Annotated in this window: 9 protein-coding genes; all 9 read left to right on the forward strand. The window is 43.5% G+C overall.

What is annotated here, in order from left to right; genetic code table 11:
• Window positions 1-7 precede the first annotated feature (7 nt).
• The 9 genes from rfbA (at window position 8) to AB182_RS07935 (ending at window position 12370) form a co-directional block, all read left to right on the forward strand.
• Window positions 8-877, forward strand: coding sequence for a glucose-1-phosphate thymidylyltransferase RfbA (gene rfbA / locus AB182_RS07895; protein WP_047369618.1), 870 nt, complete (start codon window positions 8-10; stop codon window positions 875-877).
• A 27-nt stretch (window positions 878-904) separates the two neighbouring features.
• Window positions 905-1795, forward strand: coding sequence for a dTDP-4-dehydrorhamnose reductase (rfbD, locus tag AB182_RS07900; RefSeq protein ID WP_047369619.1), 891 nt, complete (start codon window positions 905-907; stop codon window positions 1793-1795).
• A 13-nt stretch (window positions 1796-1808) separates the two neighbouring features.
• The gene (gene rfbC, locus AB182_RS07905; protein ID WP_047369620.1) at window positions 1809-2357 is read left to right on the forward strand and encodes a dTDP-4-dehydrorhamnose 3,5-epimerase; all 549 of its coding nucleotides are present in this window, start codon (window positions 1809-1811) and stop codon (window positions 2355-2357) included.
• Between the two features lie 105 nt (window positions 2358-2462).
• The gene (locus AB182_RS07910) at window positions 2463-3389 is read left to right on the forward strand and encodes a glycosyltransferase family 2 protein (protein WP_047369621.1); all 927 of its coding nucleotides are present in this window, start codon (window positions 2463-2465) and stop codon (window positions 3387-3389) included.
• Between the two features lie 58 nt (window positions 3390-3447).
• Window positions 3448-4266, forward strand: coding sequence for an ABC transporter permease (locus tag AB182_RS07915; RefSeq protein ID WP_047369622.1), 819 nt, complete (start codon window positions 3448-3450; stop codon window positions 4264-4266).
• Window positions 4256-5701, forward strand: a complete 1446-nt coding sequence (locus AB182_RS07920) for an ABC transporter ATP-binding protein (protein WP_047369623.1) — start codon at window positions 4256-4258, stop codon at window positions 5699-5701. The genes AB182_RS07915 and AB182_RS07920 overlap by 11 nt, the downstream gene beginning before the upstream one ends.
• 66 nt (window positions 5702-5767) lie before the next feature.
• On the forward strand, window positions 5768-10015 hold the full coding sequence (locus tag AB182_RS07925) for a methyltransferase domain-containing protein (protein ID WP_071845855.1): 4248 nt from the start codon (window positions 5768-5770) through the stop codon (window positions 10013-10015).
• An 11-nt stretch (window positions 10016-10026) separates the two neighbouring features.
• The gene (locus tag AB182_RS07930) at window positions 10027-11361 is read left to right on the forward strand and encodes a glycosyltransferase family 4 protein (RefSeq protein WP_047369625.1); all 1335 of its coding nucleotides are present in this window, start codon (window positions 10027-10029) and stop codon (window positions 11359-11361) included.
• A 76-nt stretch (window positions 11362-11437) separates the two neighbouring features.
• Window positions 11438-12370: an NAD-dependent epimerase/dehydratase family protein gene (locus AB182_RS07935; RefSeq protein WP_047369626.1), complete on the forward strand. Its 933-nt coding sequence runs from the start codon at window positions 11438-11440 to the stop codon at window positions 12368-12370.
• The last annotated feature ends 22 nt before the right edge of the window (window positions 12371-12392 follow it).

The following is a 12392-nucleotide window of genomic DNA, read 5'->3' on the forward strand; positions in this document are numbered from 1 at the left end:
CGGAATGATGAAAGGTATTGTATTAGCTGGCGGTTCCGGAACTCGCCTTTATCCAATTACTCAGGGTGTGTCAAAACAGTTGTTACCGGTGTATGACAAGCCGATGATTTTTTACCCTATCTCTGTACTGATGCTGGCCGGCATTCGTGACATTCTGATTATCACGACGCCGGAAGATATGGCATCGTTCCAGCGTTTATTGGGTGATGGTTCACAGTTCGGTATCCGTCTCTCCTATGAAGTGCAGCCTTCGCCGGACGGCCTGGCGCAGGCGTTTATCATCGGCGAAGAATTCATTAATAACGAGCCATGTGCGCTGGTGCTGGGCGATAACATCTATTTTGGTCAAAGCTTCGGTAAGAAACTGGAAAGTGCAGCGCAGTTAACCTCTGGTGCGATGGTATTTGGTTATCAGGTACAGGATCCGGAACGTTTTGGTGTTGTGGAATTTGATAAAAATTACACTGCGTTATCCATTGAGGAAAAACCGCTTAAACCAAAATCAAACTGGGCAGTAACTGGTCTCTATTTTTACGACAAAAATGTCGTCGAAATGGCAAAACAGGTGAAACCTTCTGCTCGCGGCGAGTTGGAGATTACTACACTGAACCAGATGTATCTGGACCGCGGTGAGCTGCAGGTGGAATTGTTGGGGCGTGGGTTTGCATGGCTCGATACGGGCACCCATGACAGCCTGGTTGAAGCATCGCAATTTATTCATACCATTGAGAAACGCCAGGGGATGAAAGTTGCCTGTCTTGAAGAAATTGCGTTCCGTAAAGGTTGGCTGAACGAAGAACAAGTTGCAGAACAAATCAAAAAGTTGTCGAAGACAGACTATGGTCGTTATTTGCAACTGCTGATTAGCGAAAAATAGTCACTGGGCTGCGCGGACGAGAAGATCATGAAGATTTTATTAATTGGAAAAAATGGCCAGGTGGGCTGGGAACTGCAGCGCTCTTTGTCGACATTGGGTGAACTTGTCGCAGTTGATTTTTTTGATACTGAGTTATGTGGCGATCTGACCAAACCAGAAGGTATCGCACAAACTATCCGCGCAGTGCAGCCTGATGTCGTGGTGAATGCGGCGGCTCATACAGCAGTCGATAAGGCCGAAAGTGAAAAAGAGCTGGCTCAGCAGCTCAACGCGTCAAGTGTTGAAATTATCGCTAAAGAAACAGCGGCATTGTGTGCGTTGTTGATACATTACTCTACTGATTATGTTTTTAATGGGCAGGGCGAGCACTATCGCACTGAGAATGAGCAGCCGGAACCATTAAATGTTTATGGTGAGAGTAAATTAGCGGGTGAAATGGCGATTAGGGGCCATAATTCCCGGCACCTTATTTTTCGCACCAGTTGGGTTTATGCGACTCGCGGAGCCAACTTTGCCAAAACGATGCTTCGTCTGGCAAAAGAGAAAGAACAGCTTTCTATTATTAATGATCAGCACGGCGCGCCAACAGGTGCTGAACTGTTAGCAGATTGTACAGCCATAGCGATACGCGCTACGGTCCTGGATTCGTCCTTGTATGGTACTTATCATCTTGTTGCCAGTGGTGAAACAACCTGGTACGAGTACGCTCAGCATGTCTTTGAATTGGCCCGCCAGAAAGGTGAGTCATTAATGATTAAAGAAGTCAGCGGAGTGCCTACATCATCTTACCCAACTCCAGCAAAGCGTCCGTTAAATTCGCGTCTGTCAAATGAGAAATTTCAACGGGCATTCAATGTCGTTTTGCCAGACTGGAAGGTTGGAGTAGAGCGCGTCGTAACTGAGATTTTACAAAAATAATCAGGCGTTAAAAATGAATATAGTAAAAACAGATATTCCAGAAGTAATTATATTTGAGCCAAAAGTGTTCGGTGATTCTCGCGGTTTCTTCCTTGAAAGCTATAACAAAAAAATATTTGATGAAGCTGTAGGGCGTAGTGTTGAATTTGTTCAGGATAACCATTCTGAATCACAACGTGGGGTATTAAGAGGGCTTCATTATCAGCTTGATCCCTGTGCTCAAGGTAAACTTGTGCGTTGTGTAGCTGGTGAAGTCTTTGATGTTGCAGTAGATATCCGCAAGTCTTCCCCCACTTTTGGTAAATGGACTGGCGTTATTTTAAGTGCTGAAAATAAGCGACAACTCTGGATCCCAGAAGGCTTTGCCCATGGCTTTGTAACCTTAAGTGAAAGAGCGCAATTTGTTTATAAAGCGACTAATTATTACGCTCCGCAGACTGAATGCTCCATCATTTGGAATGATCCTACGCTTAATATCGAATGGCCAGAAGTGAAGGATATTCAGTTGTCGCAGAAGGATTTAGCCGGAAAATCATTTTCAGAAGCCTTGTGTTATAATTAATAATTATAATTAAATAACATCTAAAATTAAATGATTTGAATTTACCAATTAATACTTTGTCAGCCTTGATGTTTTTGACTTGATGTTTTTACGAGATAACGTTTAATGACATTTGCAAATGATGATGCTGCCATACTGATGGCTACCTACCAAGGTGAGCGATATATTAATGAGCAACTCAAATCATTTGAAAAACAATCATATAAAAACTGGAAGTTGATTGTTTCTGATGATGGTTCGACTGATAATACGCTTTCTATTATTGATGAGTTTGCAACCAGAAATGTATCAAAAGTTACTGTTGTTGCTGGCCCCGGACAAGGATTTGTCAGCAATTTTTTATCATTATTGCTAAGAGAAGATATTAAAGCTGACTATTATTCATTTTCTGACCAGGATGATATTTGGTACAAGGATAAACTTGAACGAGCTATTCAATGGCTAAAAAGCATCCCTTCTGATATTCCTGCGTTGTATTGTTCTCGAACTCATCTGGTAGACAATACCGGCGAAAGCTTAGGTCTTTCACCACTTTTTAAACGCCCACCGTCTTTCCGCAACGCTCTGGTACAAAACATTGGTGGTGGGAATACGATGGTAATCAATCAGGCGGCGAGAGAAATTGTTAGCCGGGCTGGAATTGCGGACGTCATCAGTCATGATTGGTGGATGTATATTTTAATATCAGGCGTAGGTGGTAAGATTTTTTATGACCCTGAACCCAGCCTGGGTTACAGGCAGCATGGAAAGAATCTTATCGGCTCGAACCTCGGCTTTCGCGCTCGCCTGTGTAGATTTAAAAAAATCATGCAGGGTCAATATCGCACATGGAATGCCGCGCATACCCGTGAACTCGAAAAATGTTTTTTCCTCTTATCAGCGGAAAATCAGAAAAGAATAGGTTGGTTTAAACTTATTCATTCGGGGAATATATTCCTGCGTGCATTTTATTTTTTACGACTTGGAGTATATCGGCAAAGCGCAATAGACACGGTTGCTATCTTTATTTCAGCATTGCTGAAAAAAATTTAATCGCAGAATTGCGAAGATTTACTCGTAGTTTTGGAGTTATTGTTAATAGGGTGTTTTAATGCAATCTTTCCCAATAAGCCCGCTTGAAATGCTGGCAACTATTTGGCGTAATAGATATTTAATCAAAACGACTACGATACGTGAAATTCAAGGGCGTTATCGAGGATCTTCCATTGGAATTATCTGGTCGCTGATAAATCCATTATTTATGCTGGCAGTTTATACGTTTGTTTTTAGCCAGATATTTAATGCCCGCTGGCATGGCGGCGGTACATCAAAAGGTGAATTCGCACTGGTCTTATTTGCCGGTTTAATAGTCTTTAACTTATTCTCTGAGTGCTTAAATAAAGCACCACAGTTGATATTATCAAACGTAAACTATGTCAAAAAAGTTGTCTATCCCCTTGAAATATTGCCGGTAGTATCACTGGGCTCTGCGCTATTTCATACAATGATCAGCCTTGTGGTATGGTTAGTGGCATATTTTGTTTTCTTCGATGTCCCGCATTTAACCGTGTTGTATTTCCCACTCATTCTTCTACCACTAATGATAATTACACTGGGCCTAAGTTGGATTCTGGCATCATTAGGGGTCTATTTGCGAGATATTAATCAGTTTATTACCTTATTTACGACTGCTTTAATGTTTCTAAGTCCTGTTTTTTATTCGGCTGAAATACTGCCACCTGAGTTTCGTCAGTTGATGTATTTTAACCCCTTAACAACTGTAATTGAACAGACGAGAAATGTTCTGTATTGGGGGAAACAACCCGATTTTGACATTCTTGCCGTCTACTGGATTGCTGCATTTATTATTGCCTGGATCGGTTTCGCCTGGTTCCAGAAAACGCGTAAGGGGTTTGCTGATGTGCTCTGATTTTGCTATTCAGGTAAAAAACCTGAGTAAATGTTATCAAATTTATGATCGTCCTTCTGACAGACTTAAGCAATCTATTTACACTGGCCTGCGTCGTCTTGTAGGACAAAATGCCAAACCTTTGTTCCGGGAGTTTTGGGCTCTTCGCGATATTACGTTTGATATTGTTAAAGGTGAATCTGTTGGTATCATCGGGCAAAATGGTTCTGGTAAATCTACGTTACTACAATTAATTTGCGGTACGCTGAACGCAACTTCTGGCACTGTAAAGACAAATGGTCGCGTTGCTGCGCTGCTGGAACTTGGCTCTGGTTTTAACCCTGAATTTACTGGCCGTGAAAACGTCTATATGAATGGCGCGGTACTGGGTCTTTCAGAAGCAGAAATCAATGACCGATTTGACGAGATTCTGTCATTTGCCGATATCGGTGAATTCATTGACCAGCCTACCAAGACATATTCTAGTGGTATGCTTGTGCGTTTAGCATTTGCGGTTCAGGTATGCATTGAACCCGATATTCTTATTGTCGATGAAGCGCTCGCAGTGGGGGATGCTTTATTTCAGAAGCGCTGCTTTGAGCGTATGGACAGACTCCGCACAAATGGCACGACTTTGCTTTTTGTTTCGCACGACCAAGAGTCAGTTCGAACCATGACGAATAAAGCGATTTTCCTTGAACACGGAGTCGTGAAGTTTTCCGGCACCTCTGCAGATGCGTTGTTGGAATATCGTAAGTCGTTACATGAGGTTGAATCAAAACGACTGAGTCAGGTGGCGGAACATCTTAAGGAAAAAGCACGGCAGGCGCGTGTTGCTACGCAAGAAAAAATTCAGCAGGCAGCAGAAGAAGAAAAACTTGAGCCGAGTATTGTACAAGACAATACGGCTACTTCGGCAAGCGAAGATTCAACCACCCCCGCGTTTTCCGAGAGACTGAAAGCTTATTCGTTTGGCGATCTTGATGCAGAAGTTCTTGATGTATCTCTCTTTAATGCTGATGGTGAACCCGCTTCTAATTTTGACCCCCGAGATAAAGTTACAGTTATTGTGCGTTGTAAAACACATGCGGCGCTTAATCATCTGAACGTCGGTTTACGCATTCGTAATAAAGAAGGCGTGAAAATGTATTCCTGGGGAACTCTAAATCAGGATATGGCTATACTTAGCGGTGCCGCAGAACCTGGTGATGTTTTCTGGCAACGAGAATTTGCTCAGGGTAGCGAATTCAGCGTTAAATTCGAATTTATCTGTGGCATGGGACCAAATCTCTATGAAATCCAGGTATCTATCACGGAAGAGGGTAAGCCTTATTATGCAGAACAAAGGATGATTCATTGGATTGACGAAGCTGCCTTCTTTACCGTCAATACGCAACCCCAGTCATATCATTTTGGTGGTGTGGCGGATCTGCGTATGGTAAGCGGCTTGCTTTAACCAATAATCAAATATTTACAATAAGCTCTTTGATAAAACCAAAACCTGGAAATACAGGCTAAATAAATGAAGAATATTGAAAACGCTGACGTTATAGTACGCGAAATTTTGAACTCATGTGGTGGACAGAAGTTTCTTCATATTGGCGCAGGGAATGGCCAATTAGTACAGGAACTTCTTTCCTCTGGGATGGATGCACAGGGTATTGACGATTCAAGCGAAGCGGTAGCATATGGCAATAGTTTTATGCCAGAACGTTTTACCCTTGGCGTTGCATCGAAATTACCTTATGCAGATAAGGCATTTGATACAACTGTCGCGCTTTATAGCCTTGAATACATCAACCCGGATGAGCTGACTCAGGCTGTTCGGGAAATTAAGCGCGTTACGAAACGTTCGATTTATCTTCGTGTCACCACAGGTAATCAACAGGAAAATGACCCGCGCGCCATTGTGCTTGGGCGTAATGAATGGGAACGCATTTTCTTTGCCGAAGGTCTTCGCAAGCATCCTTCTTACTATCTGATCAACGATTATGAAGCATTAGGACGCGAAAGCGGAGAAGCAATTATCCTGCTGGAATGTATTCCAGAAACGGCTCTTGAGCGCTATCCGCTGGAAGCGTTGAAAGAAGAGCGCGACCTGCATATGGACATGACGCGTGAAGCTGGTGAACGTTCAGATGCTCATATCGCACGTTACCAGTGGGCTGCTACCTTCGTGCGCCCGGGAGATACTGTACTCGATGCCGCATGTGGGTTGGGTTATGGTAGTTATCTGTTGCAGTGTGGGACTATGGCTGGCAAAACCATCGGCATCGATGGCAGCAATTATGCAATAGATTATGCCAACCTTAATTTCGTACCTAATGTGAGTAATCTCAGCTTTTCTGCGGGAATGCTTCCAGAAGCACTTTATGATTTTGCCGATCATTCAGTAGATGTTGTGGTCTCGTTTGAAACGCTTGAACACATATCTGACCCTGAAACCGTGCTTAAAGAGTTCCAGCGTATTCTGACGCCTGGCGGCCGTATCATTGTTAGCGTGCCAAATGACTGGAGTGATGAAACCGGTGAAGATCCGAACCCATTCCACCTGCATGTGTATACGTTAGATAAATTGCGCGATCAGATAAAAGCGCAATTCCAGTTGGAAAATATTACTGTTCAATCCGCAACACATTATAAAGAAAAAGCGGGAAGTAAAAACTGGGTTGCTGCGAAACGAGAGCTGTATAGCATTCCGACTGATGCTGAAGAATCCACTGCACCTGCATCAGAATGGTGGCTGGCTGTAGGGATGAAATCGCCGCTTAATGGCGAAGAGGTTGTTTATCACGATACACAGCATAAAACATTTTCCGATCCTGACTGGAATGTTACAGCCTTCTCGCGTGATTATAAAAATCCCTGGCTTGTCCGTGCCATGGTCGATATTGGCTGGAGGCAAAGAAATGATGATGCGCTCAAAGAGCTTGCTGAAATTGTTTATGACACCAATCATGATAACAGCGCCGATACGGGTGCAGCGCTTTGCGTCAGGGCTTACCAATTATTAAATGGTTCAGTTCCCTCGTCTATTGATGAACTCAAGCAAATTTCTGAGCGCATTGATGAATACGTTCTTCTTAAACCAGTAACACCACACGCGATCCGTTGGATGATTTCTCTCCACTTCGTGATGGCAAGATTGTGGTTAAAAGCTGGCCTGCATTCACAGGCACGCACATCATTTGAGAAATGTGTTGCAATCGATCCGCTGATATTTAGCCCCTTGTTAGCAAACCGGGTTGTTGAAGCTCGTTTATACCTTGGTGTCATTCGACTTAATTCCAATGATGAATCAGGTGCGCGCGAAGAATGGGCAGCAGGTATTGAACTTGCTTATCGAGCTCTGAATGCTGACTGGAATCAAAGTCTGGGCGATTTACGCGACCCGGTAGAATTTGGTTTACCAGAATTATCGTCGATTCTCGATTATGCAAGTAATTGCGCATATGCCCTGGTTAATCTGGATAGTTTTAAAGATAAACCCTGGTGGTGGTTGCAGTTGCGCCGAAGCCCGCAGGCACAGGCGGCATCATTGAGAGCGCTTAACGTTGCGCTTAGGTCGCAAATTTCTTCACTGAATAAATATGCAGCCTTACTGGAAGGGAATAATAAATCTGTAACTTCTTTACAGGAGGAAAATACTCAGCTTCTGAATTCTCTTGAGGGAAATAACAAATCTCTGGAGACTCTACAGCAAGAGAATCAACGTTTATTGAATTCCCTTGAAGGGAATAACCAGGCGCTGGTCTCTCTTCAGAGCGAAAATATCCGTTTGCTCCGTTCACTGGAAGTGAACAGCCTGGCTGTGTCAGAACTGCAAGCTAAGAATGCCGAGCTTAACGAGACCATCGAAGGCAAAGAATTAGCCCATACGACTCTGGAAAGTGAAAATAAAATTCTTGCGAATTCCCTCGAAGAGAACAGTCAGGCTTTGGATGTGCTGAAAGGGGAAAATAGCTATCTGCTGACTTCGCTAGATGAGAATAGTCAGGCACTTGATGCATTACGTGAAGAAAATAAAAAGCTGATCGCTTCTCTTGATGAAAATAGCCAGGAATTGGCTGCATTGCAGGATAGAAATACCCAGCTTTGGAATTTTCTTGCCATTATTTCTGGGTGTGAAGTAACGCAATACCCAGCGATGGATAAGAAGATTGAGATTATCAAGTCTCTTTACCAGCTGTTTAATAGTGATCATTTAACCGAACAAGCTGAAACTGCTGCCGATCTTAATTGCCTGCTCACGCAAAACAACGTACTCATGCGCGAGCGCATTCTTGAATTCAGCAAAATGCCTGCTGAAAATGAAGAACTCAAAAAAGCAGTTTCGGTGAAAGAAACAACGATTCTTGCGCAGAACGCGCTCATCACGAAGCAGCAAGAAACACTGGCAGGGCTTGAGCACACAATCCAACTTAAGGACCAGGCCATCGCGGAGCAATCAGCGAATATCAGTCAGTTAAATGCGATTATGCATACCCGTATAATGCGTTTGCGTAATGTAATGCTTTACCAGCCATGGGGAGCGCGTAAGGTCATGCATATGGCTTACCTTGCCACATCCTTAATGACCCCTCTGGTATTGCGCCGTAAGGTATCTCCGCTAACGGGATGGCTGCGAGGTCGTTTCTCACGTAGACCACAGCCGGTGGGGGCACCCGTTGAAACCGTTGACGAGAGTAGTACAACTCCGGTTACTGAAAACACGGGCTATCTGGTCAAAATGCCTGTGACGAAGCCTGGTGCTCCGAAGATTGCCCATGTCATCGCCAACTTTATGACTGGCGGGTCCTCGCGTCTGGTTGTTGATCTTGTCGAATATTTGGGAAGTGATTATGAGCAATTTGTTCTGACCAGCTACGCGCCAAACCCACCAGCTTACGTCGGATTGCAGATTGATGAGCAACGCGACTGCAATGATATCACGCCATTTATTAACTACTTTAAATGGAAGCAACCTGATTTTGTTCACGTCCATTATTGGGGGGATGTGGATGAACCCTGGTATGCTCAGGCCATTGAAGCGGCTCGAGTGCTCAATATTCCGGTCATTGAGAATATTAATACCCCTATCGCACCTCATTTTTCGGAAGCGGTTAAACGTTATGTATATGTGAGTGATTATGTACGCCATGTATTTGGTCGTCCGGATGATTCTCATGTAACTGTTTACCCAGGTTCTGATTTTTCACATTTCATGCGTAACGATGATGATCCTGTTCCACCAGATTGTGTTGGGATGGTTTATCGTCTTGAGCGCGACAAATTGAATGAAGATGCGATTAAACCTTTTATTGCGATCGCACTGAAACGGCCACAGACGAAAATTCTTATTGTCGGTGGCGGCAGCTTGTTGGCGCCATTCCAGGAAGCAGTAAAAGAAGCGGGCGTGGAAGCACAATTTGAGTTTACCGGCTATGTCGAGTATGACACTTTGCCTGATTATTATCGCCGTATGTCACTCTTTATCGCTCCTGTGTGGAAAGAGAGTTTTGGACAAGTCAGTCCTTTCGCAATGAATATGCGCGTTCCCGTCATCGGTTATGATGTTGGCGCAATTAGTGAAATTGTGAATTCAAAAGCAATGTTGGCACCGGCCGGAGATGCTGAGAGATTAGCTGATATAGCCATTGACTTACTTAATAATGACGAACTGCGTGCAATGTTAGGACGTGAACATCAAGAACGGGCGGTGGGTCATTTCTCCGTGCAGGCGATGATTAGCGCTTATGCTGGTTTGTATGCTGAGATAACGGAAAAATAATACGGCGCAATATGAAAATTGTATTTTTTGTACATTGTTTCTTCCCCGACCATTTCTATGGTACAGAAACCTATACATTAGGTTTAGCGAAACATTATCGTGATTGGGGTCACGATGTGGCTGTCGTTTCCGCCGTGTTTCAGGGAGAACCTAAACAACCTGAGTTGATCAATCGCTATACATGGGATGACATTCCGGTAATAGCAATTGATAAAAATGCCATTCCGCACTCGCGAATTAAGGAAACATACTATCAGCCTGAAATGCGTGATGTACTGACTGATGTTCTGCAAGAGCTTAAACCAGATGTCGTCCATATCACACATTTGATCAACCATACGGCTGTGTTGTTGGAAGTCACAGGCAAATTGCAAATTCCGACCTATACAACATTTACGGATTTCTTTGGCTTTTGTTTCAATAATAAGCTGGAGGCTGCAAATGGAGATTTGTGCGCCGGGCCATCTGCCTCACGTGCAAACTGTGTCGCATGTTACCTTAAAGAGTCAGCACAAAATGGCTATGCCAGTGGGTGGATGAAAAAAGCGGCAATGCCAACTGCTGCGACTATCATTGCAAAAGGGCTTGTAGGTACTCATAAAGCCGGCCTGTTAAAAAATGGCTATTTACAAGGGCTGGCCGAAGATCTTATCCGCCGCCCGGAAACCTTATCCTACTTGTACAATACCTACTATAAGGGCGCTGTTGCCCCGACAGCATTCCTGAAAAAAGCATACGAAAGTAATGGAATTTCGGTTCCAATGACTAAAATTTGGTTTGGCATTGATATTGACCGGTTGCCGAAGCCAGAGCGTAGCAGTGAGCATATTCCAGTTATCGGCTATATCGGACAAATTGCGCCTCACAAAGGCACCGATTTACTGATTGAGGCGTTTAAACAGCTTCCTAAAGGCAGTGCTCAGCTCAAAATATATGGCCCAACGAATCAGTCTCTGAGCTATATGGAAGAGTTGCGAAAAATAAGTGAGGGTGCTGATGGTATCACCTTCATGGGGACTTTCGAACAATCGCGTACCGCTGAAATATTCCGCGATATCGATCTGTTTGTTATTCCTTCACGCTGGTATGAAAACAGTCCGCTGGTACTTTTAAATTCATTGGCGACACATACTCCCGTTGTTGTTTCTGATGTTGAAGGTATGACCGAGTTTCTAACCGAAGGGGAAAATGGTTTCAGCTTTAAACGTGGTGATTCAGATGATCTGGCGAAAAAATTGTCTTATATAATTCAGACTCCTGGGTTATTAAGAAAATTGTCTATGACAACAGAATATCTGCGTACAACAAAAGTTATGGCAGAAGAAACATTTAGCCTGTATCAGTAAACTAATTTTAAACACCGGATAATTCTTTATCCGGTGGAAGTTTGATTAGACAAAATTATTGTGACTCGGAGGGAAAATGAAACTTGTGGTCTTTGGCGGTGGTGGATTCATTGGATCAGCAATTTGTGAGCGTTTATTAGCGGATGGCCATCAATTAAGAATTTTTGAGCGCCCACGGGTTCCACCTTATCGCCATTTTGCAGAAAATGAGCATGTTGAGTGGACCACCGGTGATTTCAGTAGTACACATGATTTGCGCGATGCCATAGAAGGTATGGATGGTGTTGTTCATCTTGTATCCACGACATTACCCAAAAGTTCAAATGAAGATCCTGTTTACGATGTCGAGACAAACATCGTACCAAGTTTGCATCTACTGAACGCTATGGTTGAGCATCAGGTGAAACGGATAGTTTTCATTTCATCTGGCGGAACCGTTTATGGTAATCCGCAATATATTCCAATCGATGAAAAACACCCAACGGAACCCGTTGTTTCATACGGTATTACGAAACTGGCGATTGAAAAATATTTGCATATGTTTAGTAAATTGCACGGCATCAAAGCTGTAACACTGCGCGTGGCAAATCCCTATGGAGAACGGCAACGCGTTGAAACCGCACAGGGCGCGATCGGTATTTTTATGCATAATATCTTAAAAGATAAGCCGATCGAAATTTGGGGCGATGGTAGCGTCCAACGTGATTATATTCATGTGAGCGATGTAGCTGATGCCTTTGCCAAAGCCATTACTTATAATGGCGATAAGGAATGTTTTAATATTAGTTCAGGTAAAGGTATTAGTCTGAATGAGTTGGTCGAGATGATGAAAAGTATTATCGCACAACCTGTTCAGGTGAATTATAAACCTGGCCGTTCGTTTGATATTGATATTAGTGTGCTGTGTAATCAACTTGCCCGAAATGAGCTGAACTGGGAACCGCAAGTAACAATGCAAGAAGGCCTGACGCGTACAGCAGCATGGATGAAAGAGACGTTGCAAAAATAAATTGCAAGTCAGTGATTGAGTG

It is taken from the genome of Phytobacter ursingii (assembly GCF_001022135.1).
GTDB lineage: Bacteria > Pseudomonadota > Gammaproteobacteria > Enterobacterales > Enterobacteriaceae > Phytobacter > Phytobacter ursingii.

Bases quoted from the DNA above. Each gene is read 5' to 3' on its own strand.
- rfbA (WP_047369618.1), top strand. From the start codon at position 8: ATGAAAGGTATTGTATTAGCTGGCGGTTCCGGAACTCGCCTTTATCCA.
- rfbD (WP_047369619.1), top strand. From the start codon at position 905: ATGAAGATTTTATTAATTGGAAAAAATGGCCAGGTGGGCTGGGAACTG.
- rfbC (WP_047369620.1), top strand. From the start codon at position 1,809: ATGAATATAGTAAAAACAGATATTCCAGAAGTAATTATATTTGAGCCA.
- AB182_RS07910 (WP_047369621.1), top strand. From the start codon at position 2,463: ATGACATTTGCAAATGATGATGCTGCCATACTGATGGCTACCTACCAA.
- AB182_RS07915 (WP_047369622.1), top strand. From the start codon at position 3,448: ATGCAATCTTTCCCAATAAGCCCGCTTGAAATGCTGGCAACTATTTGG.
- AB182_RS07920 (WP_047369623.1), top strand. From the start codon at position 4,256: ATGTGCTCTGATTTTGCTATTCAGGTAAAAAACCTGAGTAAATGTTAT.
- AB182_RS07925 (WP_071845855.1), top strand. From the start codon at position 5,768: ATGAAGAATATTGAAAACGCTGACGTTATAGTACGCGAAATTTTGAAC.
- AB182_RS07930 (WP_047369625.1), top strand. From the start codon at position 10,027: ATGAAAATTGTATTTTTTGTACATTGTTTCTTCCCCGACCATTTCTAT.
- AB182_RS07935 (WP_047369626.1), top strand. From the start codon at position 11,438: ATGAAACTTGTGGTCTTTGGCGGTGGTGGATTCATTGGATCAGCAATT.